The sequence below is a fragment of the Methanosarcina barkeri 3 genome (assembly GCF_000970305.1).
Classification (GTDB): Archaea; Halobacteriota; Methanosarcinia; order Methanosarcinales; family Methanosarcinaceae; genus Methanosarcina; species Methanosarcina barkeri_A.
The window spans coordinates 389,666-416,028 of sequence record NZ_CP009517.1 but is presented as its reverse complement, the minus strand read 5'-3'; the positions used below and the strand labels follow the sequence as shown (position 1 = coordinate 416,028).

23 protein-coding genes are annotated in these 26,363 nt (G+C 38.2%); 16 read left to right on the top strand and 7 right to left on the bottom strand.

Features of this window, described 5'->3' with window-relative positions; genetic code table 11:
* Positions 1 to 71: 71 nt before the first annotated feature.
* On the top strand, positions 72 to 1,283 hold the full coding sequence (locus MSBR3_RS01720) for an ATP-grasp domain-containing protein (protein ID WP_048106014.1): 1,212 nt from the start codon (positions 72 to 74) through the stop codon (positions 1,281 to 1,283).
* A 26-nt stretch (positions 1,284 to 1,309) separates the two neighbouring features.
* Here the strand turns inward: MSBR3_RS01720 and MSBR3_RS19830 are convergent, their stop codons facing one another.
* Together MSBR3_RS19830 and MSBR3_RS01715 are read right to left on the bottom strand one after the other, a co-directional pair.
* The gene (locus tag MSBR3_RS19830; protein WP_155396653.1) at positions 1,310 to 1,453 is read right to left on the bottom strand and encodes a hypothetical protein; all 144 of its coding nucleotides are present in this window, start codon (positions 1,451 to 1,453) and stop codon (positions 1,310 to 1,312) included.
* Positions 1,446 to 1,808: a SpoIIAA family protein gene (locus tag MSBR3_RS01715; RefSeq protein ID WP_048106012.1), complete on the bottom strand. Its 363-nt coding sequence runs from the start codon at positions 1,806 to 1,808 to the stop codon at positions 1,446 to 1,448. The genes MSBR3_RS19830 and MSBR3_RS01715 overlap by 8 nt, the downstream gene beginning before the upstream one ends.
* Positions 1,809 to 2,255: 447 nt before the next feature.
* Between MSBR3_RS01715 and MSBR3_RS01710 the strand changes: the two genes are divergently transcribed.
* The 5 genes from MSBR3_RS01710 to MSBR3_RS01690 all read left to right on the top strand — a co-directional run bounded on the left by MSBR3_RS01710 (position 2,256) and on the right by MSBR3_RS01690 (position 6,745).
* On the top strand, positions 2,256 to 3,260 hold the full coding sequence (locus MSBR3_RS01710) for an ATP-binding cassette domain-containing protein (RefSeq protein ID WP_196296988.1): 1,005 nt from the start codon (positions 2,256 to 2,258) through the stop codon (positions 3,258 to 3,260).
* Positions 3,261 to 3,263: 3 nt separating this feature from the next.
* Entirely contained in the window at positions 3,264 to 4,100 is an 837-nt protein-coding gene (locus MSBR3_RS01705) for an ABC transporter permease (RefSeq protein WP_048106009.1), read from the top strand.
* A gap of 136 nt (positions 4,101 to 4,236) precedes the next feature.
* The gene (locus MSBR3_RS01700; RefSeq protein WP_048106008.1) at positions 4,237 to 4,947 is read left to right on the top strand and encodes an SDR family NAD(P)-dependent oxidoreductase; all 711 of its coding nucleotides are present in this window, start codon (positions 4,237 to 4,239) and stop codon (positions 4,945 to 4,947) included.
* Between the two features lie 260 nt (positions 4,948 to 5,207).
* A complete protein-coding gene (locus tag MSBR3_RS01695; RefSeq protein ID WP_048106006.1) occupies positions 5,208 to 5,918 on the top strand; it encodes an SDR family NAD(P)-dependent oxidoreductase in 711 nt (236 codons plus the stop codon).
* A 167-nt stretch (positions 5,919 to 6,085) separates the two neighbouring features.
* Complete coding sequence (locus MSBR3_RS01690) at positions 6,086 to 6,745, top strand: phosphoribosyltransferase (protein WP_048106003.1); 660 nt, start codon at positions 6,086 to 6,088, stop codon at positions 6,743 to 6,745.
* Positions 6,746 to 7,667: 922 nt separating this feature from the next.
* On the opposite strand, the gene MSBR3_RS01680 is transcribed toward MSBR3_RS01690, so the two are convergent.
* Complete coding sequence (locus MSBR3_RS01680; protein WP_048105999.1) at positions 7,668 to 8,003, bottom strand: hypothetical protein; 336 nt, start codon at positions 8,001 to 8,003, stop codon at positions 7,668 to 7,670.
* A 633-nt stretch (positions 8,004 to 8,636) separates the two neighbouring features.
* On the opposite strand from MSBR3_RS01680, the gene MSBR3_RS01675 reads away from it, so the two are divergent.
* The 4 genes from MSBR3_RS01675 (at position 8,637) to MSBR3_RS01660 (ending at position 14,080) form a co-directional block, all read left to right on the top strand.
* Positions 8,637 to 9,671, top strand: coding sequence for an inorganic phosphate transporter (locus MSBR3_RS01675; protein WP_048105997.1), 1,035 nt, complete (start codon positions 8,637 to 8,639; stop codon positions 9,669 to 9,671).
* Positions 9,668 to 10,357, top strand: a complete 690-nt coding sequence (locus MSBR3_RS01670) for a TIGR00153 family protein (protein WP_048105996.1) — start codon at positions 9,668 to 9,670, stop codon at positions 10,355 to 10,357. Before MSBR3_RS01675 ends, MSBR3_RS01670 begins: the two co-directional genes overlap by 4 nt.
* Before the next feature lie 637 nt (positions 10,358 to 10,994).
* Positions 10,995 to 12,485 carry an alpha/beta hydrolase family protein gene (locus MSBR3_RS01665; protein ID WP_230627676.1) on the top strand — a complete coding sequence of 497 codons (1,491 nt, stop codon included), beginning with the start codon at positions 10,995 to 10,997 and terminating at the stop codon, positions 12,483 to 12,485.
* Positions 12,486 to 13,339: 854 nt separating this feature from the next.
* Entirely contained in the window at positions 13,340 to 14,080 is a 741-nt protein-coding gene (locus MSBR3_RS01660) for a hypothetical protein (RefSeq protein WP_048105995.1), read from the top strand.
* A 198-nt stretch (positions 14,081 to 14,278) separates the two neighbouring features.
* Here MSBR3_RS01660 and MSBR3_RS01655 read toward each other — a convergent pair whose 3' ends face one another.
* Together MSBR3_RS01655 and MSBR3_RS01650 are read right to left on the bottom strand one after the other, a co-directional pair.
* Positions 14,279 to 15,589 carry a hemolysin family protein gene (locus tag MSBR3_RS01655; protein ID WP_048105994.1) on the bottom strand — a complete coding sequence of 437 codons (1,311 nt, stop codon included), beginning with the start codon at positions 15,587 to 15,589 and terminating at the stop codon, positions 14,279 to 14,281.
* Positions 15,590 to 16,034: 445 nt separating this feature from the next.
* On the bottom strand, positions 16,035 to 16,838 hold the full coding sequence (locus tag MSBR3_RS01650) for a M48 family metallopeptidase (protein WP_048105992.1): 804 nt from the start codon (positions 16,836 to 16,838) through the stop codon (positions 16,035 to 16,037).
* A gap of 744 nt (positions 16,839 to 17,582) precedes the next feature.
* Between MSBR3_RS01650 and MSBR3_RS19825 the strand changes: the two genes are divergently transcribed.
* The 5 genes from MSBR3_RS19825 (at position 17,583) to MSBR3_RS01630 (ending at position 21,298) form a co-directional block, all read left to right on the top strand.
* Entirely contained in the window at positions 17,583 to 17,747 is a 165-nt protein-coding gene (locus MSBR3_RS19825) for a hypothetical protein (protein WP_155396651.1), read from the top strand.
* A 1,304-nt stretch (positions 17,748 to 19,051) separates the two neighbouring features.
* A complete protein-coding gene (locus tag MSBR3_RS01645) occupies positions 19,052 to 19,273 on the top strand; it encodes a CxxC-x17-CxxC domain-containing protein (RefSeq protein WP_048105990.1) in 222 nt (73 codons plus the stop codon).
* A 314-nt stretch (positions 19,274 to 19,587) separates the two neighbouring features.
* On the top strand, positions 19,588 to 19,794 hold the full coding sequence (locus MSBR3_RS01640) for a CxxC-x17-CxxC domain-containing protein (RefSeq protein WP_048105988.1): 207 nt from the start codon (positions 19,588 to 19,590) through the stop codon (positions 19,792 to 19,794).
* Between the two features lie 457 nt (positions 19,795 to 20,251).
* Complete coding sequence (gene eif1A, locus MSBR3_RS01635) at positions 20,252 to 20,596, top strand: translation initiation factor eIF-1A (RefSeq protein WP_080942167.1); 345 nt, start codon at positions 20,252 to 20,254, stop codon at positions 20,594 to 20,596.
* Positions 20,597 to 21,094: 498 nt separating this feature from the next.
* Positions 21,095 to 21,298 (top strand): CxxC-x17-CxxC domain-containing protein, encoded by a 204-nt coding sequence (locus MSBR3_RS01630; protein ID WP_080942166.1) that lies wholly within the window; start codon positions 21,095 to 21,097, stop codon positions 21,296 to 21,298.
* A gap of 417 nt (positions 21,299 to 21,715) precedes the next feature.
* Here MSBR3_RS01630 and MSBR3_RS01625 read toward each other — a convergent pair whose 3' ends face one another.
* Together MSBR3_RS01625 and MSBR3_RS01620 are read right to left on the bottom strand one after the other, a co-directional pair.
* Positions 21,716 to 23,350, bottom strand: coding sequence for an acetolactate synthase large subunit (locus MSBR3_RS01625; protein WP_048105983.1), 1,635 nt, complete (start codon positions 23,348 to 23,350; stop codon positions 21,716 to 21,718).
* A gap of 280 nt (positions 23,351 to 23,630) precedes the next feature.
* Complete coding sequence (locus MSBR3_RS01620) at positions 23,631 to 24,995, bottom strand: NAD-dependent succinate-semialdehyde dehydrogenase (protein ID WP_048105980.1); 1,365 nt, start codon at positions 24,993 to 24,995, stop codon at positions 23,631 to 23,633.
* Between the two features lie 264 nt (positions 24,996 to 25,259).
* Between MSBR3_RS01620 and MSBR3_RS18745 the strand changes: the two genes are divergently transcribed.
* A complete protein-coding gene (locus MSBR3_RS18745; protein ID WP_052723236.1) occupies positions 25,260 to 25,694 on the top strand; it encodes a hypothetical protein in 435 nt (144 codons plus the stop codon).
* The last annotated feature ends 669 nt before the right edge of the window (positions 25,695 to 26,363 follow it).

Sequence of the window (26,363 nt, the reverse complement as noted above, 5' to 3'; positions counted from 1 at the left end):
AATATTATTAACTTCTTTTAATATCTGGTTTCAGGTTTCAAACTGAAAGACAATAAGAAAGGTTAAAGAAAATGTTAATCCTCGACCACCCCTACGTCTCTGAATTCTTAAAAAATACTGCTGCGGAATTACAGATTCCTGTTTTAAAAAATGAAATGGCAGCCGAACTGAAGACTGAAAAAAAGCTAAATCTCCTTGAAGAAGCTGAATTTATCGAATTAATAAAAGAAAAGGGTGAGTGTACCCTTTATTCCAATTCCGAAAACTCAGTTGGCTGGATTTCGGAAAAATTGGGTTTTACAGGGCTGCCTAAAAAAATCGAGCTTTTTAAGAATAAAGTTAAGTTCAGGGAGTTACTACAGAGGCTTTACCCCGAATTATATTTTAAGAGTGTTAAATTTGAAGAACTGGACGAAATCCGGGTTGAAGAAATCGAAAAGCCGTTCATCATAAAGCCTGCTGTGGGATTTTTCAGTCTAGGAGTGCATAAAGTTTCCACCAGCGAGGAATGGGATTCGGTTTTGAAATCCATAAAGGCTGAAGTTGAAGAAATCAAAAAGCTTTATCCGGCTTCGGTTCTTAATGTGGAGAATTTCATCATCGAAGGAAATATCGAAGGAGACGAATTTGCAGTTGATGCTTATTTCAATCGTGAAGGAAAGCCTGTAGTCCTTAATATCTTCAAGCACATATTTTCTTCGGAAAACGATGTCAGTGACAGGATATATTTTACTTCGAAAAAAGTGATAGAAACCTACAGGGAAGCCATTGAGGACCTTTTAAATGAAATCGGAAAGCTGGCCGGGCTCAGGAATTTTCCCCTTCATCTGGAACTTCGAATAGCTGAAGACAGACGAATCCAGCCGATTGAACTGAACCCTATGCGTTTTGCCGGCCTGTGCGTGACTGATATTGCATATTTTGCATATGGGATTAACACTTACAGGTACTTTATGGAACAGCTTGAACCGGACTGGGACAAAGTTCTTGCTGATAAAGAAGGAAAGAGCTTCTGCCTTGTTATGCTGAGCAAATCGGAAGACCTCAATTTGAAGGACGTAAAGTCTTTTAATTACGAAAAACTGCTTTCGGACTTCGAAAAACCCCTGGAACTCAGAAAAGCGGACCATGAAAAACGCGGCTACTTCGGGTACATGTTTACCGAAACCAGAGACAGCAACTGGAGCGAGATCGAAAGGATTCTGAAATCAGACCTGAAAGAATATATCACTTTCAAAGAAGTAGTACCCGCCATTTCGGTACTCAAAAATAAGAAGGAATGAAAATAAAAGCCAAATCGCAAGCCTTTTCAAAAAACTGCTTGCCTGCAAGCCTTTTCAAAAAAAGCTTGAGCGAAAAACCAGTAACGTTTGGATTTGAAGAACTTATCCCCAAACCCTATCGGCGTGATAAACCGGCGCAACGGTTTCGGGTCAACGGTTTGTTTACTCACTGATCCAGGCTTTTGCTTCAGAAAGTTCCTCGTTCTTGTAAGTTTTCACCGGGAAGGGAATAACAAACTTGAATATTCCAACAGCACTGTTCACCCAGTCTACATCTGAGACAACTGCTATCTTTTCAAATGCTGTAATATTCTGTATACCAACTTTGGCATCCTCAAGCATAGCGTTAAGGGTAAACCATTCGAGTTCCTCGTCCAGCTGGTAAAGCATACGGACTTTCCCGTACTTTTTTATTTTTTCTTCAACAGCAGGAATTAACACATTTTTGTAGTCGTCTCCAGTTACCTCTCCACTTACACTGACTGCTACAACGTTATCAGGCAAACCAGATATAATCTCTATCATTTAACTCCCCCTTTAGTATACAATAACTCTAGCTTCCACACATATTCAATGGCTTTTATTAAATGATCTTTATTCAATGGTCTTTATTCAATGTCCTTCCCTTAAATTACCATTCAAGATTAATTTTGTAGAATATTTCTTAGCTCTAGATCATCAAGTTTGTTTTTAATTTATTATTTTGAATGAATATAAATCTTGACTTGATCCAGTCTATAAGATTCAATATAACACGTTATATCCAGAATGTCCAGAAAAAACCACAAGTATGTTGAGACTGCAGAAAAGTATCAGGTTACTGAAACTCAGAAATCCTGCTTGCAGGTAGTAATCCGTGATATTTCCGATCCCTTACATCTTTGTTGCTGGAGTAAATTCCGCATAAGGGATTCGCGAAAGAAATAAATCTATTTATTACTGAAGGTTCAATCTGTTTAAGGGAAAAGGTCAATGGAGCAAAATGGGGTACTGATTCTGGAAGACAATATTATAGAAGTAAATAACCTTGAGTATTTTTTCGACGAAATAAAAGCAGTCGATGATATCAGTTTTAAGGTAAGAAAAGGGGAAATTTTCTCGTTTCTCGGACCCAATGGCGCTGGAAAGAGTACTGTCATCAATATTCTTACTACTCTCCTGCCTATGCAGAAAGGAAGAGTAACTATTGCAGGCCATGACTTGAGAACCGAGCCTGAAAAAGTGAGAGAATCAATAGGGATCGTCTTTCAAGAGTTGACTCTTGACAGAGATATGACTGTTCAGGAGATTCTGGAGTACCATGGAAGGCTCTATTCCATGCCAAAAACTCAAAGGCAGGCACGTGTGGACGAACTGCTCAGTCTGGTCGAGCTTGAAGCAAAGAGGAATGTTCTAACAAGGCATCTGAGCGGCGGAATGAAGCGAAGGCTTGAGATTGCGAGAGGATTGATGACCCGCCCGAAAGTGCTTTTCATGGACGAGCCTACAATCGGGCTTGACCCTCAGACAAGAATAAGAATCTGGGAGTATGTAAGGGACATAAATCGGCAGGGCACAACCATTTTTCTGACAACTCACTATATGGACGAAGCCGACCAGCTCAGCGATTATATAAGTATTGTAGATCATGGACAAATAATTGCCACAGGCAAACCATGGGAACTGAAAAACGCACTTGGTCAGGATATTATATATCTTGAAACAAGCGATAACCAGGGAGCTTCAAACATCTTAGAGGGACTTGATACTGTAAGAGGGGTTAGAGACAAATCGAAAGGAATAATTGTCATGGTCAATGTGGATGGTACTCACCTGCTACCTGAGATCATGGAAAAACTTCAGAAAGGGGGGATTAAGATCAGGGTCGTAAACCTCAAAAAGCCGTCAATGGATGATGTTTTTGTCCACTATACAGGAAGGGAGCTCAGGGATACCGGAACCGAAAAAACTGTTGTGGTAAAGCCAGGAGGGCGTTAAAAGATGCATAAAGGCTTTCTTACTATATACTGGCGAGATATGCTGAGGTTTGTCCGATTTCGTACTCTCCTATTTACTTCTCTTATCCAGCCTGCACTCTGGTTAGCTTTCTTTGGGATAGCAATGTCAAACAACTTTGATAGACTAACTGCAACAATGCCGGCTGTCCCCGGAGTGAGAGCTGTGGGCTACCTGACTTTTATAGGTGCAGGTGTTATTGCCATGACCACGCTTTTTACAAGCCTTTTTGGGGGGACAGTACTGCTGTTTGATAAAAACTGGGGGCTTATGCGAGAGACCCTTTCAAGTCCTCTACCAAGAATTCATATAATTGTGGGAATAGGGCTTTCAGCCATGACAAAATCCTTTATCCAGGCAGCTGTTATAATGGGTTTTGGGCTTCTGCTTGGAGTCAAATTTTTTGAAGGCTACACAGCAACGCAGGTTTTGATTTCACTGATTGGAATCACGCTTTTTATAGGAGCATTTTCACTGGGATTTCTTTTCCTGTCAGCCGCAATCGCAATAACTATGGAAAGTCCGGAAGGGATGCAGGCAGTAATAACTCTGCTGACCATGCCTTTCTTCTTCACGAGCAATGCACTTTATCCGGCTAACTCTTTTCCTCCTCTTCTCCGAGCGCTATCCACAGTCAATCCACTTACCCATCTGGTCAGTGGGATCAGGTATTTTGCAATAGGAAGTGATTTTTCGTCAATAGGCATTCGTTACACTTACACGCAAGGAGAGGCTGTTACTTCCTTTATTGCACTTCTGATTTTCGCTACAATAATGTTTCTTATAGCTAGATGGAGATTTACCAAGGTTACAGTTACATGATTTCAATACTGCTCACTGGCTTGAAGAATATCTTTTCAGAAACTAAATTTCCAAAAATATATCCCTTTTTTATCCGTTTTATCTTTTATTTAATAAAAAACAATTAGATAAAAATAAACCAATAAAGGGAGTAGCAATGAGTTTAGCAGGTCAAACAGCTCTTGTAACCGGGGGAAGCAAAGGGATAGGAAGAGCTATCTGCCTTGCTCTGGCAAAAGAGGGAGCAAACATCATCATTGCATCAAGGAACGAGAGTGAAATCAAAGAAACAATGGATAAGTTAAAAGAAATGGGCAGTAAGTCCCTGGCTATCCAGGCTGATGTACGTAGCGAAGAAGACGTAAGGCGCCTGATTTCAATGACAATTGATAAATGCGGTAAACTTGACATCCTTATCAATAATGCAGGAGTGGCATATAAAAGGAGACTGGAGGAAACAACTCTCGAAGAGTACGAAAAAATCATAGATACGAACTTAAAAGGAGTTTTTCTCTGTACGAAGTATGCGATTCCATACATAAGAGAGAGTAAAAACGGAAAAATTATCAATATATCTTCAGTAGGAGGATTACACGGGCTTCCGGAATTTTCCGTATACTGCGCATCTAAGTTTGGAGTAAACGGAATAACGGAATCCATTGCCTCCGAGTTGGAAGGAGAAATTAAAGTGTACGCTGTCTGCCCGGGTGCTGTGGATACGGATATGTACAGGTCATTATTTTCAAACAGACCTTCACTTAAACCCGAACATATTGCGGAAAAGGTTCTGGAACTTGCCTCTCCTGATTCAAAAGTTACATCCGGAAAGATAATAGAGATACAGGCTCCTCCAGTCCCTCAGCTTTAATTGTAAAAACCAAAGAGCAGGCGTCCGGCAATATGGAGTAGTTCTGGCAGACTTATAACAGGTGGCTTGTAAATTTATAATTTACAGCATTTCTTCGCCGGATCTTCTTTCATTCTTTTGTCGGAGTTACCTTTTCCTTTTAAGATGTCGACAGTTTTTAAAAAAGATAGATAATGCTTAATTGTAGTTCAGAATTATTGCTTCCAAAATTATATTCTTATCCTGCATGATAATTAAAAGATGACTGTAGAGGAACTGCTATGAGATTGAAAGACCAGACAGCCATTGTAACCGGTGGGGGAAGAGGAATTGGCAGGGCCATTTGCCTGTCACTTGCAGGAGAAGGAGCCAATATTGTAATTGTCGCAAGAACCGAAAGGGAAATTCGAGAAACTGCCAGGTTGGTGGAAAGGGAAGGTAGAGAAGCTCTTGCGGTAAAGACTGATATTCGAAATGAAGAGGAAGTCATTAGTATGGTTTCAAAGGCAATGAATGCTTTTGGAAGAATTGACATCCTCGTGAACAATGCAGGAGTAGCATACAGGAAATATCTTGTGGAGACTTCAACCGAAGAATATGATGAGATTATGGATACAAACGTAAAAGGCATGTTTTTCTGTACAAAGTATGCTCTTCCCCATTTACTTAGAAGGGGAGATGGCAGAATTGTAAATATATCCTCTGGTGCAGGAAAACATGGTATCCCGAAGCTTTCGATATATTGCGCTTCAAAATTTGCAGTAATTGGATTTACAGAGTCTCTTGCTTACGAAGTAGGAGGTGGGATTCAGGTTTATGCAGTTTGTCCTGCAGGTGTGAATACCGGCATGTACCACTCGCTTTTTTCAGATGAACCTGTTCTTAAGCCCGAAGATGTTGCAAACAAAGTTCTGGAACTTTGTTTACCAGAAATGACTCTTCCTTCAGGCTCTTCAGTCGAGATTTACAGGCAGCCTATGAGGATAGTTTAACTTTGACATTTGATGGAAAAAAACGTAGCTTTGGAATGTGAGGTATAGTTTCTGAATGGAAAGTGTAGGTTTGAAATAAATTTTAGTTTCTGAATATAGATTTTAATTTCTGGATATAAAGCGTGATTCCTGAATAGAAAGTGTAATTTTGAATATAAGGTGGAAATATGTTCAAAAACCGTAAAGATGCAGGAGAAAAGCTTGCAAAAGCTCTTGAAAAATACAGGACTGAAAATCCTGTTATTCTTGCTATTCCACGTGGGGGAGTGGAAGTTGGACTGCAGGTCGCAGCGAAGCTGGATGCCGATTTTTCTCTCATTATTGCAAGAAAACTGCCTTTCCCGGATAATCCTGAAGCCGGATTCGGGGCAATAGCCGAGAATGGGAGCACTTTTATTTTAGAAAATGCGTATTACTGGCTTTCTGAAGAGACCATTGAGCAGATAAAACAGGAGCAAACTGCTGAGATTGAAAGGCGAGTAAAAGCTCTTAGAGGAGGAAATCCCATACCTGAGCTTACAGGGAGAACCGTGATTCTTATCGATGACGGCATTGCAATGGGATCTACAATGCGGGCAGCCATTGAGCTTTGTAAAAACAGGAAAGCCGGAAAAATCGTGGTTGCAGTACCTGTAGCAGGAAGGGAGATTGCAGAAGAGCTCCAGAAAAAGGTAGATGAACTCGTGGTGATTGAGACTCCTGCCTATTTTAGGGCTGTCGCCCAGGCTTATGAAAAATGGTACGATGTTTCGGATGAAGAGGTTCTCGATCTATTGAGAGAGAATATAAGGAAAAAGGAACTGAAAGATCAGGATTTTCATGCTTGAAACCTGAAAAAAATATCTTCTTCTGTAATTCCTGTCACATTAACTCAATATGTTTTCAGGTAAATATGTAATACAGTAATCTAAAGTCCTTATTTTTGTTATGGTAGCTGCTGCAGGTAATTCGCGGTAGTGTTTATTCTTCGTCTTGTTTTTGTGTTCATTACCGTACCCACAGATGCTTTTGAATTATTAGATTTGATTAATATTTCTTTTTAGATAAACAGGTACTGTCAAATTAACGGATGTTAAAGAATTTTTCCAGTTACAGCCGAGCCTCTATAATGTTTAACACCCGTCAACTGAATAGAGAGTGGATGTAATTCCTACCCTACAAAAGAAAACCACTTTTAGAACCGCCTATGAAGTTCTATTAGTTTGCCATTCCACAAAAGAAAAACAAAAGTAAAAAATGACAGTAACTATTCAGCCCATCAAAACGTGCCTATTGATATTGATTATAATAAAATAGTGGAATCCAAAAAAATAATATCCGGAAAAGGAAGAAACGCACTCAATCGGCTACAGTACAAGAAAATCAAGTTACAGAAATTTGTCAATTGAACTTTAGTAAAGACGGCTATTGATGCTGTTTTAAATAGGCTGAATAGTTACAAATGACATTGTCTAATTTCACTGAGTTTTTGGAATATATTTTCTTGACTCAACGGACTGCGTGTGCAAGTTGAACATGGGAATCCATCCCTATGCCGTTTGTAATAGTAAAGATCGCATTCTGACAAGATGCCATGATATACGTAATTGCGCACGTTCTCTACTCCTTTCTATTATTATCTTATTGTAAACTATAAATCCGTAGATCATATAATGTAGTCGGTCTATTTTTAAACATAAAAGACGAAATTTGAAGGCCAGGTTTAAACTACCTCAAAAGAAAAGCGTTTGTAGAACCTCCTATAAAGCCCTACAAAGAATAAAAGTTCTCCTCCAACATAGGAATCCAATCGGATTCAATAATTGTTTTTGTGACTTTCACTGCAGCTTTATAGTCGAGACCTGTAAATAGCAGCACGTTTTCTAAAAGCTCTTCTTCCGTTTGAAATGGGGCGCATATAAAAACTCGAGTTTTGATCAAATCTAGAACAATTGCGATATTATCTATGCGCCACAAAGTTTCTTGTCCTTCTTTTGACAGCAAACCAAGACCATGCTCACGTAATATTAGTATTCTCTCTTTTCCCTGTAAACAGGATTTAGTTAAGGTTTCATACGTTGGAATAATACCAAATGTTGAAAACATATTATAATACTCCCCAAGTTATTGGTTTTTATTTCCCCACTTCCCCACTGTGGGTATTTTACAATATTATAAACTATCCTATAAAGGTAGTTTATTGCTCAAAGAAAGTTTTGAAAGCTAGTACTAGTGGAGATAGTTAAAATTAATTAAATACATGAAATAAGACATTTTTATCAAAAATTTTAAACAGTATATAAAAATAAAATTTTAAACGCCCTCTTTTCTTATCACCTAAAAACGAAAGAACTAACAACTCCAAGGAGATTCGATCATTATTTTGAATAAAGGAAAAGTTTTGTTTTTTAGAGTTTGTCTTTGTTATCTTCAGATTGAAGGTTTGAAATTACTAACCCTAAGGAAAAGAAAATAAATATACCAAAAATAGTGATATATAGGTCTATAGATTATATAGAGCGCTCGAAAATATATGGAAACTATAAAATATAATGAAATTGTCTGAAATACCACACGCTTGAAATTAAGAGAAACGTTCAGAGACTAATGTAAATAATAAATTCTGGACAATGGGATTGATAAAATCTTTAATATGAAAACTAAAAAATATGTATTTTATAATTATCGTTATAATTACTATAAAAGGTTTGAATTTTAAGATTTCTGGAGCAGAAAAAAATGGATTTACTTATCATAGCGCTTATTTTAGCGGGCCTTTATATGGCCTGGAATATAGGGGCAAACGACCTCGCAAATGCTATGGGAACTTCAGTTGGAACAGGGTCCTTGTCAATCAAGCAAGTGATTATTATTGCTGCCATCTTTGAACTTTTAGGCGCCGTATTCTTTGGTGACCGAGTTACTCAGACAATTGCAAACGGAATTGTCCCCATCGATTTAATCGGCAAAGTTCATCCGAATATGGTAGCTGTAGGGATGCTGGCTGCGATTCTTGCAGCAAGTTTCTGGGTAACTCTTACCACTTTTTATAACCTTCCTGTTTCAACCAGCCATTCCATAGTTGGTTCAGTGCTTGGTTTCGGGCTGATCCTGGTTTATAACGGAACTATCTCTGTTTCTGAGATCCACTGGGGAGAACTTATTAAGATTGTTGCCAGCTGGTTTATATCTCCAGTTCTGGGAGCAATTTTTGCTTATCTCACCTTTTCCGTAATAAGAAGAATTTATCTTCATAGAGCTATAGACCTGCCTTTTGTTGAGAAAAAATTCATATCCTTACAGCTCATAACAGGCTGTTATATCGCATTTGCGCATGGATCAAATGACGTAGCAAACGCGATTGGTCCTCTCTGTGCAGCACTTAAGGTAATGGGGGTATCAGGAGTAGAAGCCGGAATTCCTTTATGGGTGCTTTTAATGGGAGGCCTTGGAATGGTAATAGGAATGGCCACCTGGGGCTACAAAGTGGTTCTAACAATTGGCTCAAAGATTACGGAACTAACTCCTACACGTGGTTTTTCTGCCCAGTTTGCAACAGCGTCAGTTGTTTTGCTTCACAGTTACAGTTCGCTTCCGATTTCGACTACCCATACACTTGTCGGTTCGGTTATAGGGGTTGGACTTGCAGGCGGGATTGCAGCCGTTGACCTTCGTGTGATCTGGAGAATTATTTCTTCCTGGGTAGCAACAGTTCCTATAGCAGCCCTTACATCAGCATTGATCTTTATAGGATTAGAGGTGATCTTTTTATGATAGACTACATCCGTTCTGTCCTTGACGTGGTTGCTGAATCTCCCTTTGTGCCTCTGGAAGCACACGCAAAAAAGGGAGTGCTGGCAGTTGAAAAGCTGGCTGAAGCAATGGAAGCCTACTGTGCAGGAAATCAGTCCATCCTGGAGGAGAGAACAGATGAGATTGACAAACTGGAGCACGAGGCTGATAAACTCAAACAGAAGATAAGGGCCAGCATTCCCTCATTAATAAGGCTGCCCGTGAATAAAAAAGATCTCCTTTCCTTCCTTAAGCAACAGGATTCTATTGCGGATTATGCTCAGGCGGCTGCCTACTGGATGACCCTTCGGCCCTGTAAGGATATACCTGAGGAAATCAAGGAAGGTTTTCTGGAACTAATGGGCACCTCCCTGAAGACTGCAAGGCTTTACGATGAACTTGCGGGCGCGCTTTACAAACTTCTTGCAACTTCTTTCAGCAAGGAAGAAATCAGAGAAACTATGGCCATTATCCCTGAAGTAGAAAGACTGGAACATGATGTAGATGTTCTTGAAACTTCTCTCCTAAAAAAGATCTTCGAAAACGAAGATACTATAGGAGGTGCAGGTGTCTGTCACCTGATAGGTCTTGTCGAAAGAGTAGGCGGCATTGCTGATAAGTCCGCAAGTGCTGCTGACCGCCTAAGAACAATGATACTTAGAAGGTAAATTTTCATTTACTCTTTTTATAACATAGTTTTCCTTCCAACAACTTAACTTATTTTTTCCGAACAATCTTCCTTTTGAACCTTTAATTCCTTTTTTATTTGACTGTTTTCGAACAAGTTTTTTATTTGAATAACTTATTTTCGAATAAATTTTTCATTCGAATAAATATTTTGAATGAATTTTTCTTTTGAATAATTTGTCGTTTTGAACAGACATTTCTTTTCGGTCTTTACTGGCGAGAGTTTGATTCTCAGGAATTGTGTTTTCGTTTGTTTTTACATGTCTTTCCCTGGCTGACCGAGGTGGAATCTAATCCCTTTATAATAATATAGAGTATAATAAAACAAAGTATAATAAAATAGAGTATAATAAAACAAAGTATAATAAAATAGAGTATAATAAAAAGAGTATAATAAAAAGAGTATAATAAAAAGAGTATAATGATCTAAAATAATTCACAAAGATATCAGACTGGCATGCTACTTTTCTCAGTAACCGAACTTGGATTGATCAGGTTCTAACAGCTGTAACTTTGTCCAGGTAAAAAAGTTGAAAAACAATAGAATCCAAGTTTAAAAATAAATCTGATAGAATTAAACATAGAGAGTCAAAGAAAATTTGTAAGAGAGAAATTATTATGAAAAGCAAAATTATAATTTGTCTAGTCCTACTAAGTATTACTGTAGCAAGTCTTGGATGTACTTCGCAGTCAGATAAGTCAAAGCAAAACAATTCACAAATAAATGAGACCAATAATATTACTGGGGATCTCAAGGACATTGAAGGCATCTGGATGGGAAATTTAACAGTTCCAAGTGGATTGGAATTAAGGATAGTATTCAATATTTCTACTAATCCTGATGGGTCCATCAATGCCAGTATGGACAGCCCTGATCAGGGAGTAAGCGGTATACCTGTTGAGAGTGTCAGTTACAAAAACGGTAACTTGAACCTTGGAGTAAAGTCCATACCGGGAAGTTTTGAAGGGGTATATAAGGAGAATAATGAAACCATAGAAGGAGAATGGAAGCAGTCAGGATCAACTTTTCCACTTGTGCTTAACAGGATAGAAAAAGCTCCTGAGACGCACCGAGAGCAGGACCCTGTAAAACCGTATCCGTATACCGAAGAAGAAGTTGTTTATGAAAATAAGGAAGCAGGAGTAAAGCTGGCAGGAACTTTAACTCTTCCGCAGTCAGAGGGGCCTTTTCCGGCAGTCATACTCATAACGGGTTCAGGACAGCAAAATCGTAATGAGGAAATTGCAGGTCATCGTCCGTTCCTTGTACTTTCGGACTATCTAACACGCCAGGGGATTGCAGTGCTTCGGGTCGATGATCGAGGTATCGGAGGTTCTACCGGAAATGTTTCACAGGATACAACTGAGGACTTTGCTGGAGACGTACTCACAGGAGTTGAATACCTCAAAAATCGCAAGGAGATCGATCCGAGCCGAATCGGACTGATTGGACACAGCGAAGGAGGGCTAATTGCACCTATGGTAGCAGTAAAGTCTCCAGATATCGCATTCATTGTACTGATGGCAGCACCTGGGGTGACCGGAGAGGAAATTCTGTACATGCAAAGTGAACGGATTGCAAGAGCTGAAGGAGCAAGCAATGAGACTATCGTACAAAATGAAGCTCTGATGAGAAGAATGTATTCTGTAATAAAAGAAGAAAAGAATAACACAGCAGCTGAGGAAGAGCTTCGGGAAATTCTAAGGACCGAGATAGCGAACACAAGTGGGCAGAAAACAGAAAGTTCAGGCCATTCCGAAGCTGTCATTGACGCTCAAGTAACGGCACTCACCTCACCATGGATGCGCTTTTTCCTTACTTATGATCCAAGGCCAACATTAATGAAAGTCAAATGTCCTGTCCTTGCCATAAACGGCGAAAAAGACCTTCAGGTTCCGCCTGAAGAAAACCTCAGGGCTATAGATGATGCTCTCAAGGCAGGTGGTAATAAAGATTACATAGTCAAAGAACTGCCAGGCCTCAACCATTTGTTCCAGACCGCTAAAACAGGGTCTCCCTCGGAGTACGCAAAAATCGAAGAAACAATCTCTCCGGATGCTCTGGAAATTATAGGAAATTGGATCTTGGAACATACCCAGGAAGAATAAAGTAGAAAAATTGTAAAAGTAGAATGATAAAGTAAAATAGTAGTGAAATGAAAGAGCAATGAAATAAAAGAGCAATGAAATAAAAGAGCAATGAATAAAAGAATAACGAAGGAAGAGAGTAGTGAAATAAAGAGCAACGAAATTAAAGAGCAACGAAATTAAAGAGCAATGAAATTAAAGAGTAATGAAGGAAGGGAGTGAGGAGAAAACAAAGTACTATAAATTTACAGGCATATTTTTATTATAACCTCCTTCTCTCTTATAATGCTCGACAATATTCATTCAGCTATCTACACTATACACTTATTTTTTGTCGATGTTTCACGATTAGAATTATTATATCTTCAATATTTTTTAAAACACTTTTCTCTTGCATCTCTACATCATCAAGTCATTCTCAGAAAACTCTGGTCTGGCTGGTTTTATAACTATCAAAGGAAAGGCTTCAGACACTACATTGACGAGACAGATATGGTGCTTCTTATCCTGCTTTTTCATTAAATATAGGAAATCTGAGCCTCCAAGTGAATTTCGGGGCTTAAGAGCTCAGGGATGTAAAAAGGGCCTTAGACTGTAGGCTTGTTTAATTGTAGAGGACTGTATTAAGATTTTAGCGGACATGAAATCCTGAAGGGACTTATATTTAACATTTGACTGACGAGAGATATAGTTAAACAAAATTTATATTATCATAATATTTCAGGCTGGAAAACAAAGTATTATAAAGCTTTAAATTCGGTTTTCGATTTTTATAAGATCATATAAAAGTAAGTGTATTTATATATTAATTTACCCAGTGAATTCCTGATTACGAGTATTTTCGTATCAAATGTAAGAAAAATAGGAGGAAAAAAGTGAACTTTAACAGAAAATCAATCTGGAAAACTATAGTGTCTGTTTCTGTTGTATTAACGATATTGACTCTGGGAGTTTCTGCAGCCTCAGCATGTCATGCTCAGACACCTTCTACCTACTCTTATAAGTACAGCTCATCCCACTGTGACAAGGCAGACTGTACTGGAAACTGCTGTAACAAATGCTCAGAAGTCTGCGGAGAGGATTGCACAGGAGAATGCTGTGATACCTGTACTGAAAACTATAGCGAGGAAAACTGCTCAGGCGATTGCTGTGATCAATGTAAAGACACCTGCGGCGATAACTGCACAGGAGAATGCTGCGACAACTGTACCGAGACTACATGCGCAGGCGACTGCTGTGATAAGTGCTCAGAGGTCTGTGGCGAAAACTGTACTGGAAACTGTTGCGATAACTGTACTGAAACAGAATGTTCAGGCAACTGCTGTGACCAGTGTAAAGAAACCTGTGGCGAGAATTGCACAGGAGAATGTCGCGATAACTGTACTGAAAACTGTAACGCAGTAAACTGCGCAGGCGACTGCTGTGACCAGTGTGAAGAAACCTGCGGCGAGAATTGCACAGGAGAATGCTGCGACAACTTTACAGAAAATTGTAATGGAACCGATTGTGTAAAAAACTGCAGTGACAACTCTGAACAAACCACCTGCAATAAGTACAGTTCTGAACAAACCACATGCAATAAATACAGCTCTGAAAAGACCACATGCAATAAATAAACTTTTTAAAGGCCTGATTCGATTTAGGCCTATAAAAAACAGGATTGAGAGTTTCGGATATCCAGATCGTGATAAATCTTTTTTGACATAGTCGTGATTTGTCGAAATTCTCTTAATTTCTTTTTAATTTCTGGGGTATTCAGTAGCATTTCGTTTTCATTATCTAAAACTCACCTTCTTGACAGTAAAGGACAACATTCAACTTTGAGGCTCCAGATGAATCGGCGTTACCAGTACTTTATCTATTCGATTGCCGTCCATATCCACAACCTCGTACCTCAGTTTCCCTAAAATAATGTGGTCTCCGGTTTCTGGAATCCGTTGCAGGATAAATATAATTAGCCCTGCTATGGTCCGGTAATATCCCAGGCTCTCCCCTGGAAAGGAATCAACAGACAGAACATCTTTAATCTTCTCAATGGGTGTATTCCCGTCGATCAACCAGGAACCATCTTCCCTAACACTAATCTCGGTTTCCACTGGCTCGCCAAGGGAGCGGATCTCACCTACAATAGCTTCAAGGATGTCATAAAGGGTTATTACACCCTGAATAATTCCATATTCATCAGTTATAAGGGCAATATGCACTCCGGTTCCCTTGAACAACTCGAGAAGTTTTAAAACTGAGGCACTTTCAGGTACAAAAAGAGGTTTTGTAACCAGTGATTTGAGATCAACAGTACCTCTTTTCACGGATTCCTCAAGAACTTTTTTTACGGAGATCATCCCGACAATGTTGTTTAGGTCTCCTTCATATACCGGAAAGTTGGATCGACCACTTTCGATCATCCTTAGCAGGTTTTCGTCTGTCGGGTCTTCGAGATCAAGCGCGATTAGATCAGTGCGATGTGTCATAAGGGAATCTACGCGGCGATCACCGATTTCAAGCACGCCTTCTATCATGTTTAGTTCTGCTTTCTCAAATACTCCGGCTCTGGTTCCTTCCTCAAACATAATCTTGATTTCCTCTTCTGTTACCGGAGGTTCCGTAGTTTTCCTGACTTTCATGAACCTGAGCACAGCTTCGGTAGAACTACTGAGAATTACAACAAGCGGTCTTGCGATAACAGATAGATAGAACATAGGTTTTGCCATGCTGGAGGCAATTGACTCCGCATTATTGAGTGCAAGCCTTTTCGGAACAAGTTCTCCGAAGATCAATGTCAAATAGGTTATTAAGAGCACTACGAGAGTGATGCTGATCGCATTACTGTACGGAGAAAGAACAGAAAATTTTCCAAGGTAAACTGCAAATTCTTTTGATATAGTAGCTCCACCTAACGCACCTGCAAAGATCCCCACAAGAGTAATTCCTATCTGGATCGTAGACAGAAACGGAGTTGGTTCATTCGCAAGCTTAAGTGCAACAGCTGCCCGTTTATCTCCTTCTTTCTCCCGCTGCTTCAGGCGGGTTTTTTTGGCAGATACAAGGGCAAATTCTGACATGGAAAATATGCCGTTGAGTGCGATCAAAACAAGAACGATTGCGATCTCAAGTAGATATGTCATTTTGAAGGTATTGGTTAGATTATAACATAAAGTTATTTATAATTTTTAGAAAAATTTACAAATTTATACATTTATCAGTTCTACTTACTCGTTTCATGTTTTTATTTGTGTGTTTTTTGTGTTTTACTTGTGTATTTTTTTCATGTTACTACTTCTGTATCTTTTTCATGTTTCTACTCTGTACCTTTTTCATGTTTCTACTCTGTACCTTTTTCATGTTTCTACTTTTGTACTTTTGTATTTTTATTAATTTGTTTTTTCTTTAAGTAACTATTTTTTCCCTGAAATTTGGTAGGGTGCCGACAGCTTTTGAATTTTTCCATAACCCTAAGATTAAGCCTTACAGCTCCAGTATTAAGTCATATATGCCTCTCAATCTGAGAATTAGCAAAGCTTTCAAGAAAAACTCTCAAGATAAATTCCAGTAAAATTAAAAAATAATAACTTAAAAAATCCTTCCCGGTTTATCTTCGTTTATGGCTCTTATCCTTCTGAGCAATACAGGATGCGTTGAAAACAGATTGGTAGACCAGATCCAGAAGCCTTCAGGACTTATTGCGGTTTCAAGGTATTCCTCATAATCAACAACCTTATAAAGATGTTCGCCTGCTGAAAGAACTATGAGTCCTTTTTTGCCTGAAGGAACGAGTCGGATTGCAATTCTATCCGAAGTATATTCCCTTGCTCGGCTCAGGGCAGTCCACAAAAAGTTCTTGAGGACAGGCACAAAAGCAATAGGAAAGATAGCAAGGTTGTAGAGCAGGGTTACATGGCCTGCCTTTATGTGAGCCAGTTCATGAGCAACAATGAACTCAAGCGAATCAAAGTCCCCTTCCCTATACGCGACCTCAACTATATCTGCATAAAAAACTACGTAATTTTTTCGGAAATACAACCGGGTAGCAAATGCATTTATCATCCCGCCTTCCTGGATCAGAAAGGCATCCGGAACTTCTTTGAAGTTCATTTCGGAAGAAAGGCGTGTTATGACTCCATAGAGTTCAGGAAACTGCTTTTCTGAAAGCTTGATTGCATTTGCCATCATGCCTCCGTAGGTCTGTCCGGAAACAAACGAGAGAAAAGCAATTGCTGCAGGAACTACCAGTATATATTCAGGCCCAAGTTCTTCAGGATACAGAAGGGGAGCTGTCATTAGTGTGACATAAATAAAAACACTGATCAGTAGACAGATAATAAAAAGAGGTATTTCGGCAGGGTGTCTGAGGTTTTTTACTTCACTATCTAGCAAGTTATTCTTTCCCTTACTTTTATCAAAAGTAAACCATAATACGAAGTTCTGTAAAAGATACATTACACATTAATTACATATTAATTTTATTAATGAAGATTGAACCGGTTTTCAGGTTCAGATATTATTTTCTGTATATAAGAAGTCAAACGATTACGATTTACAAATATTATCTTGCATCTACTATGCTTAGGTTTATGATATATTTAAGTTCAAGCTCATATACTGCTATCAGTGAGGTTTATTTACTTAAAAATATGGAATTAAGTTTAGAAAGAGAAAATCTGCCCACTCTAATTTTAACCCATTTTGACCCTCAATTCATCTTAATCCCAGCCAGCTTATTAAGAGCTCTTAGTCGAATTTTGAGGTAGTAGATTAATCTTGGGGCCTATTGGAAAAGATTTACTGATTCATTTATTTTTTCAGTAATTTAAACATATATAATATGTAATATAAGGTAGAATAATAACTGAAAAATCAATTTTGATTTCCTGTGATCTTTTTTAATTAATATTTAAGTTCATATATATTATTTTTAAATTTTAAGTTTCCGTTCTCTTTTTTAAAGAAAAATAAAGTATCATCAAGTTTTAGGATCTTATTTCAAAGTAATAAAGCCTTAGTTAAAAGTAATACATAGACTACTGGAAAAAGTATACTTATATTTTAATTTTACAATATAAGATTTTAGTCCCAGCTTTCCTTTTAAAAAAGTTAGGTCAAAAGTAAGGAAGCAATAAAATGGGAATTTTAGGATCTTTGGAATTCAGTACAAAGATTTTAAAAATAAAAAATAAAGATCTTAAAAACAAAAAGGATCTTAAAAACAAAAAGGAAAAAGACCTTAAAAACGAAAAGGAAAAAGGTCTTAAAAATGAGAAGGAAAATTCAAAAACGGGTAAATAATCTAATGTTAAGAAATAAAATGAATTTTAGGGAAATTCAAAAAAACTGCGACATCTGCTAATTATAAAAACATTGTAATCTCCGATCCCTTCCGGAGCCACTACAGCAGAAGTCGTAAATGAACCCGTACAGGCAAATTTGCACCCTGACATATTTAAGGGACAGTAGTTGCACGACAGCAGAAACAATAGTTGCCGTATTTCTCTGTAAGGGTTCAAACCTGCGGTCAGACCCAGGGTCAACTGCGGGAACGAAAACCCTAATGTAACGGTTTCAAGACAATGTCGGATGCCGTGTCAATAAGGGCAGTTCCTTACAAAGAAGAATCTTTCAGGCAGCTCATGAGGGCGGTTTCAGGATCTGCCTGAAATATCTTTCTTATTTTTAAGCGAATCTTTTAAGTTAAGGAGCCCTAATAAAAACTTGCTTTCAGACCGATCAGGAATTTTCATGTCGAGAAATTTGTTTGCAAGCTAAAATATTAAAACTTACAAACCTAAAAGTTCTTTGCAAGCAGGAGAAAATATCTTCAGGCTTAGTAAGAATACCTGAGGTTATTTGCTGGTAAACAGGAAACCTGACAACCGAACATTGTTTTTCTAAAAACTATGTCCTGCACGTAGACTTAGGGCTCGAGATATGTTAATTCAGGTTTTCGAGATATGTTAATTCAGGTTTTCGAGATATGTTAATTCAGGTTTTCGAGATATGTTAATTCAGGTTTATTAGTAAGGAGATAACCCTAATACTATCTTTACTCTTGAGCACATTCAAAGTTATTTCAGGTCCATTTAATGTTGTTTGTCACTAAGGTTAAGCCAGTTACACATATCAAGACAAAGAAAAAAGATAACTTTGTTTTTTATTTAACTTTTATTCCTTATTGACATATTATATTTATTCCGTACATTATTTATTATCTGTTACTTTGTCTTTTAATTGGATTTGTTATCTGTTTATCTAAATTAGCCTATAATTTTTAGTTCCTTTTTACAGGTTTAGTGTCTTTCTAATTGACGAAATACAGCTACTCTGTCAAGCCGTTATACTTACTTTTTTCAACCAAAATAGCGAATTAAAGTCCTGAATATTTTCTTTTATTTGCATACTTTTATTGCTAGAACTTCGGTTACTTTGTAGATATATTTATATACGATAAAAGCTTGGGAAATATTGGCAGTAAAAATAAAGAGTCATATAATCTGTTATTAAAAACTTCAATTTTGTTTTTAATAAAAGAATGTATAGATCTTATTTTTATAGCAACTTAGACTATATCCGCTATAAGCGGAGGTGAAACGAAAATGAGTTTTAATGACAGAGGGAACTCTTTCAGGGGAAGAGACAACAACCGGGGAAACAGAGACAACAATCGCGGAGGTTTCAGAGGTGGAAATAACGGCCCTAGGGAAATGTACCCCGCAGTTTGCTCTGACTGTGGTGTAGAGACTCAGGTTCCATTCAAGCCAGCTGAAGGAAGACCGGTTTACTGCAGAGACTGCCTACCAAAACACAGAAAGTTCTAAATTCAGAAATCCCGACTTTTCTTACTTTAAACTTATCACTGGAAACTCTCCTGTAACAGGGGCTTCCACACTCTTTTTATTCTTTTAGATACATTCCCTTCCAGGATATTTTCTCTTTGAGGGATCCGTCCCTATTTTTTTCGGTTGTTATTTGGATTAATCTTATATAACATGGAAATGGTTATATTTATAGTAAAAATAGTGAGACATATAATCTGTTATTAAAAACTCCATTTTTGTTTTTAAATAATAAGTTATATCCGATCATGTTTTTATAGAGAATACGTATCCGCTATAAGTGGAGGTGAACGAAAATGGGTTTTAATGACAGAGGAAATTCCTATCGCGGTGGCAATCGAAACGGCGGTCGCGGAGGTTTTAGAGGCGGCAACAGCGGTCCCAGAGAAATGCACAAGGTTGTCTGTTCTGACTGCGGAGTTGAGACTGAGGTTCCATTCAAACCAACAGAAGGACGCCCGGTTTATTGCAGGGATTGCCTTCCTAACCACAGGAAGTTCTAAAATAAGACTTCTTAACTAAAACTTAAGTAAAGTGTTGACACTTTTCAAAACCAACACTTACTCCATTTTTAGTCTTTGTTTTTACATTAAGGCTAGCGAAGGATATCAGAACCCTGAGTTTAATCAACCTTTCATATTTGGTTATATAATGGAGTCTGGATACTATCGCGAATATTTTTATAACTTATTATTATATAAAAGTATCAGAATGGGGGTTTAAAAAAACTCTTAGTATAGACTAAAGAGTACTTGAAGGATTTTCAAGAATCTTTGAAATGAGAAAGTTTCCTGAGTTTGGGGTTTTTCAGAGATTTTAGATCTTTAAGAGATACTTTAGTCCCTATTCATTTATGAACCTTGATGTCAAAATAAATGAAGCATCCATAGACACAATAAATTTAAAAAAACTGACATAGTAAAAGCAGATCGTAATAAACTAATAACAAGAGGAATTAACCTGGCAAACTATAGAAGCAATGTAAGAAAGAGAAAAGCAGGGACCGGAAGCTCCATGCCTCCTACTCAGGAAGTAACAAGAGTACGCACACCACGTAGGGAAAATCACGAAGTTCTGGCAACAGTATCAAGTTTACTTGGTTCAAAAAGAGTTACACTGCAGTGCATGGACGGTGTAGTCCGAATGGGCCGAATTCCCGGGTCCAAAAATAAGAAAATGTGGATCCATGAAGGAGACGTAGTAATCGTTACTCCGTGGGAGATTCAGGATTCTAAAGCCGACGTGATCTGGAAGTATACAAGGCCCCAGGTTGAATGGCTTGAGAGAAAAGGGTACCTCAAGTAAGTACCGCGAAATAAATACAGTAAAACTTATAAATCCAATTTCCTTGATTATACTCGTTTTCCCTGATTATATCCGGTTTTAGCCGCTTTTCGGTTAAACCTCTTCTCCTCTTATATCCCCTTCTTCAGGCAATTACCTTTAATTTCTTCCTATTTCCTTCAGCCCTCTAGCTTAGCATATAACCTCTTAATTTCCTCATATGACTGGGGAGTGAATTCCACTTGCAGTTCAGTTCTTTTCTGTTCGTAAAATATTATATGGAAGTTTTAAGAAGCAGGTTAAGAAGAGTCAACTCTAAAGCAGCAAGCACTTTCCGCATGATTTTGAGTTGATTTTTATGAGTAAAACTTATATAATTTGACCGTATACTAAGAGCATTAAAAATAAAGAGATGTATAATCTGTTATTAAAAACTAGTTTCTGTTTTTAATCAAAGAGCAATATACAACCTTATTTTTAAACTATGGACTATCCGCTGTAAGCGGAGGTGAAAAGAAAATGGCTTTTAATGACAGAGGAAATTCCTTCAGAGGAAGAGACAGCAACCGGGGAGGTTTCGGAGGACCCAGGGAAATGTACAATGCAACCTGTTCTGACTGTGGCGCTGAAACTCAGGTACCTTTCAAGCCTGACCCTGACAGACCAGTCTACTGCAGAGATTGTCTCCCTAACCACAGAAAACCCAGAGAAAACAGATACTAATATCAGGTTTACTCAAAAGATTTATTATACAAATTATGTCCGTTTCGTTTAGTTCGAGCAGGCTAAACGGACTCTATTCTTTTATAATGTCGTTTGAATAATATTTTCATTTGAACGATAATGGTCTTTCTGTGACTGATTTATACATTTTAGATCATTTTGTGATCTTTTAGACCAGGACACCTGGTTCCTATGTGCATCGGTGTCTATTCCACATATTTTGATGTTTGTTTTTTTAATAAAATCTGTATTTTTTTGATTCATTTTTATATTTTTGGATTTTTCCAGCCATTTGTTACAGGAAGATTTATGTAAGTAAGCAATTTATGGTGCTTTTTTTCTTAACTCTCAGCCAGGCTTTTAATCTCTTTTTACCAGTAATAAAGAAAGCTATAACTCCTGAAGAATAGTTCCCAATCAGAACTCACATGTAAGCTTTCCAAGTTCGATCGAGAAAGTTTCATAGTTTATGGAATAGTCAATCGGGCACTCAATAACTGCCACTTTGTTCAATGCGAAAGCTTTCTCCAGGACTTCTGCAAGGTCATCGTCTTCCTTGACCCTGATACCTACAGCCCCGAAGCTCCTGGCAAAGAGAGAAAAATCAGGGTTTCCATAATCCAGCCCGAAATCCTCAAAATGCATATTTTTCTGTTTCCACTTAATAAAGCCAAAACCATTGTCGTTCAGGACAAGGACAACAATAGGAATCCCATAACGGATTGCAGTCTCAATTTCCTGACAGTTCATCATAAAACCCCCGTCTCCGCAGATTACAAGCACGCGATGGTCAGGAAAAAGAAGCTTTGCAGTAATCCCTGAAGGGAGACCTGCACCCATGGTTGCAAGGGCATTGTCAAGGAGCACGGTATTAGGGGCATAAGTCTTGTAAAGGCGAGCGAACCAGAGTTTGTAAATACCATTGTCCAGTGTAATTATATCTTCTCTCCCCATAACCTTTCTAACACTCTGAACTACGGCTTGGGGGAGAGGAGGATAGCTTTTCCTGGCAGCGGTATTTATTTTTTCCTCAATGAAATATCTGGTGTGTTCAAAGATCGGAAACTTCCGTTTCTCCGGAATACTTGTAGCGAGTTCCCGGATTGAAGAAGCAATATCCCCAATGACTTCTAATGTGGGGTTAAAATATCTGTCAGGTACGGACTCCACAAAGTCAATATTTATGATCTGTTTATCAAGTGTACTGTTCCATAGATACGGAGGATATTCGACTATGTCATACCCAATGGTGATAATAAGGTCAGCTCCGTCAATTCCGCAGTTAACATAATCCCTTGCATGAATTCCTGTAGCAAATAGACTGTAGCTGCAGTCATCGGGAACAATTCCTTTCCCCATCTGGGTATGCACCAGGTAAATGCCTGTCTGCCCGACAAAATTTTCGAGCTCCTCAGTAATCGCTTTTCGGTTTGCTCCTGAGGAAACTATAATCAGGGGATTCTTAGCCTCATTGATCATAGCTGCAGCTCTTTTTACAGACTCCGGATCAGGGTAAGGAATTTTAATTTCGCTTCGCCTCTGAACCGTCGCCTCAGTTTCTTCCTCAGCTATATCTTCCGGAAGCTCAATGTGTATAGCTCCCGGCCTGTCAGCTTCGGCGTGTTTGAAAGCGTTACGGATCACCGTAGGGATCATTCCTGGATCGGTAATGGACACAGCCTTTTTACAGAGAGGTTCCATCATTCTGACAGCATTTACAAGCTGGAAACGGGCCTGCCAGTTGTCAGTTAGAGCCTTCTGTCCGGATATGGAAATAAGAGGTGCTCCTATAAGCTGTGCCTGGGCAACCCCCGTAACAAGATTTGTGGCTCCAGGTCCAAGTGTTGAAAAGCAAACTCCTGGCTTTCCGGTCAACCTTCCATAAGTTGCAGCCATAAACGCCGCAGCCTGTTCGTGCCTTGTTACTATCAGTTTGATTCTTGAAGTTCTCAGGGACTCAAGCAGGTCAAGGTTTTCCTCACCTGGCAATCCAAACATATATTCAACGCCCTCTTCTTCCAGCTGGGCAACAAAAAGATCCGAAGCTTTCATGAAAAAACTCCAATACAACTGTATGATTTATTTAACCCGAGTTTAACTTAACTCAGGTTTGCTTACTGAGCCTTGATTAAGTTATTTGTTAAGCTTATTCAGTTTACTGTTTAAGCTTAATCAGAATTTTTACTTAATCAGAATTTTTAAGCTTAAACAAACTGTAAGATTTGAGCAGGAAGACTGCAAAGCTTAAACAAATTAGCTTAATAAATTATGGATAAATTTATTCATAAAAACTTCAATCGATTCTCAGCCCTTTAGACTCACTCCTTTAAACTCACTTGTTGACCACAACCGTCTTTATATTTACAAATTCCTTAAGTCCATAATGAGAAAGCTCTCGCCCGACTCCGGATTTTTTTACTCCCCCAAAAGGTAGCCTCGGATCGGGTTTAACCATTCCATTAATAGCTACAAATCCCGATTTTATTTTTTTTGCTAACCTCTGAGCCCTTTCAAGGTCTCTGGACCATATCTCGGCTCCAAGCCCAAACTCGGTGGAGTTTGCGACTTTAACAGCCTCATCTTCATCTTTTACCGTGATTACCGGAGCAATTGGTCCGAAAACTTCTACATTGCAGACCTTCATATCGGTACTGGCTGCAGGGATGATAGTCGGTCTGAAGAAAAAACCCTTACTTTGCTCCTCTCCGTAAACATGAGGCTCTGCACCTTTCTTTTTTGCGTCTTTCAGAATTCTCTCTAGACTGTCAAGAAACTCTTTCTTTGCAAGTGGTCCAATATCGGTTTCCTCATCCATAGGGTCCCCGATTTTCAGTTCCTGCATTTCAAGCTCAAATGCCTCGATAAAGTCCACAGCAACATCTTCAAGGGCAATAAATCGCTTGGCAGCAGTAAAATTCTGTCCGGTATTTAGAAAACTGGACTTTACAGCAACCTCAGCAGCTCTCTCGATATTGGCATCTTCAAGTATTATGAAAGGATCTGAACCTCCCAGCTCAAGTACGAAAGGCTTTACCAGGCTCCCTGCAAGTTCACCTATCTCCGAGCCTGCGTCTATGTTGCCAGTAAGCGAAATTCCATCTACCAGTTCTTCTTCAATAACTTGCATTGCTGTTTTTGAGTCAATTAATAAGGTACTGAAAACATTTTCAGGAAATCCTGCCTCAAGAAAGATTTTTTCGATTTCCAGCGCCGAAGCAGGCACATTTGAAGCAGGCTTTATTATGCACACATTTCCTGCACACATTGCAGGCACTGCAAACCTGAAAACATACCAGAACGGGAAATTCCAGGGCATTATCCCGAAAATTACTCCAAGAGGTTCAAAGGTTACGTAACTTTTCTCATTATCAGTATTCACAATTTCGTCTTTAAGAAGTTCGGCCGCATTTTCTGCGTAATAATCACAGAGCCAGGCACATTTTTCAATTTCGCCTCTTGACTGCTTGATAGGTTTTCCTATTTCTTTTGTAATAATCTCGGCATAAATTTCGGCGTTCTGCCTGAGGACTTTCCCAGCCCTTGAGAAGTATTTTGTCCTTTCCTCAGCAAACAATGAACTCCACCCGGAAAAAGCAGTCCTTGAATTTTCAATCCTGGACTCGCATTCTCCGAAAGAAAATGAGTCATAAGTCCAGTTTACCTCTTCAGTATAAGGATTTATGGATTTTATTTTCATGACTTCCCCCCAAAAAGTCATTAAAAAATCATTTAACAATATTGGAATTTCCAGTATTATAATTTAAGGAAATTAAGCAGAAAATAAAGATTCCGGATTTTACATACATTCATAAGTGTTTAAAATAAACAGATGTGGATATATAACCATCCTTAATCCTGTACGATGAATTATGTTCAGAACCTAGTCGTAATTATTATAAGATCCAAACATCAATTATAAAGTGTCAACTAATAACGGACATAATTATAAGTGGGGGAAAATATGAAAAAAATGTTGATTATTTTGATATTACTGTTCGGTGTGTTCCTTGCAGTAGGATGCACCGGTCAGAGAGAGGAAGCTCCAAACCTAACAGGAACTCCAGCTGAGGAAGTAGAAGATATAACTCCAGCACAAGCAGGCACTCCAGCACAGGTTGTAACTCCAGTTGAAGCTGTAACTGAAGTTGAAGTTGTAACTCCAGTTGAAGAAGTAGTAGCAGAAACTCCAGTTGTAGCAGAAACTCCAGTTGTGGCAGTGACTCCGGCTGAGGAAAATACTGTAACTGAAAACCAAAACGCAAATACTACTCAAAATGTAACTAAACATGTGAGTAGTACTCAAAGAAAGAAGGAACGTATTCTGGAGAACACCCAATCTGGAAATAACACCAGCGAAGGCAGAGTAATTAAAATGACTCCCAGCAAGGGTTCCTAAACCCTCTGAGGAGAGCACAGACCTTTGCCTCATATATATGGTATAGTTCGCATTTAAATGCGAACTGTACACATAAGGTCAGTAGCTATGGATTTCCTTTTGACAACTGTGTAAATAAATATCTAAATTTATATTTTATCGAAAAACACTTCTATCATTATTGATTCCCATCACTGTTGATCCCGATGACTATTGATTAGTGTGTACAATAAAATAATAAAATGCTGATAATGAGCTCATCCCAAAACCAATTTCATTCCCAAATCTATTATACTATTTTCATATTAAAAATTAGAGTGATTATTCAAAATTCAAGATTTTGGGATAGGCTCAATAATAATAATAATAATAATAATAATAATAATAATAAAGAAGTAAGATCAATACAGATTTCCTGTAAATCAGCTTATATTAGTTATCTTACATATTATCAATATTTTATCTGCTTTTCTGCAGTCTTACTTTTATAAACTCTATTTTTGGATAATGAAGAAAATGAATTAGAATAGAAAAAGAGTGTTAAGTTAGCGGAAGATCTCTAATCTCAAAGAAATTAAGCACTAGAATGAACAGATCATAAGAGGAATTATGTTCAGAATCTAGTAGTAATTGTTATAAAACTTCAATATCAATTATAAAGCATCTTTTATAAAACACATAATTTAAGTG

Bases quoted from the DNA above. Each gene is read 5' to 3' on its own strand.
- MSBR3_RS01720 (WP_048106014.1), top strand. From the start codon at position 72: ATGTTAATCCTCGACCACCCCTACGTCTCTGAATTCTTAAAAAATACT.
- MSBR3_RS01715 (WP_048106012.1), bottom strand. From the start codon at position 1,808: ATGATAGAGATTATATCTGGTTTGCCTGATAACGTTGTAGCAGTCAGT.
- MSBR3_RS01710 (WP_196296988.1), top strand. From the start codon at position 2,256: ATGGAGCAAAATGGGGTACTGATTCTGGAAGACAATATTATAGAAGTA.
- MSBR3_RS01705 (WP_048106009.1), top strand. From the start codon at position 3,264: ATGCATAAAGGCTTTCTTACTATATACTGGCGAGATATGCTGAGGTTT.
- MSBR3_RS01700 (WP_048106008.1), top strand. From the start codon at position 4,237: ATGAGTTTAGCAGGTCAAACAGCTCTTGTAACCGGGGGAAGCAAAGGG.
- MSBR3_RS01695 (WP_048106006.1), top strand. From the start codon at position 5,208: ATGAGATTGAAAGACCAGACAGCCATTGTAACCGGTGGGGGAAGAGGA.
- MSBR3_RS01690 (WP_048106003.1), top strand. From the start codon at position 6,086: ATGTTCAAAAACCGTAAAGATGCAGGAGAAAAGCTTGCAAAAGCTCTT.
- MSBR3_RS01680 (WP_048105999.1), bottom strand. From the start codon at position 8,003: ATGTTTTCAACATTTGGTATTATTCCAACGTATGAAACCTTAACTAAA.
- MSBR3_RS01675 (WP_048105997.1), top strand. From the start codon at position 8,637: ATGGATTTACTTATCATAGCGCTTATTTTAGCGGGCCTTTATATGGCC.
- MSBR3_RS01670 (WP_048105996.1), top strand. From the start codon at position 9,668: ATGATAGACTACATCCGTTCTGTCCTTGACGTGGTTGCTGAATCTCCC.
- MSBR3_RS01665 (WP_230627676.1), top strand. From the start codon at position 10,995: ATGAAAAGCAAAATTATAATTTGTCTAGTCCTACTAAGTATTACTGTA.
- MSBR3_RS01655 (WP_048105994.1), bottom strand. From the start codon at position 15,589: ATGACATATCTACTTGAGATCGCAATCGTTCTTGTTTTGATCGCACTC.
- MSBR3_RS19825 (WP_155396651.1), top strand. From the start codon at position 17,583: ATGGGAATTTTAGGATCTTTGGAATTCAGTACAAAGATTTTAAAAATA.
- MSBR3_RS01645 (WP_048105990.1), top strand. From the start codon at position 19,052: ATGAGTTTTAATGACAGAGGGAACTCTTTCAGGGGAAGAGACAACAAC.
- MSBR3_RS01640 (WP_048105988.1), top strand. From the start codon at position 19,588: ATGGGTTTTAATGACAGAGGAAATTCCTATCGCGGTGGCAATCGAAAC.
- MSBR3_RS01630 (WP_080942166.1), top strand. From the start codon at position 21,095: ATGGCTTTTAATGACAGAGGAAATTCCTTCAGAGGAAGAGACAGCAAC.
- MSBR3_RS01625 (WP_048105983.1), bottom strand. From the start codon at position 23,350: ATGAAAGCTTCGGATCTTTTTGTTGCCCAGCTGGAAGAAGAGGGCGTT.
- MSBR3_RS01620 (WP_048105980.1), bottom strand. From the start codon at position 24,995: ATGAAAATAAAATCCATAAATCCTTATACTGAAGAGGTAAACTGGACT.
- MSBR3_RS18745 (WP_052723236.1), top strand. From the start codon at position 25,260: ATGAAAAAAATGTTGATTATTTTGATATTACTGTTCGGTGTGTTCCTT.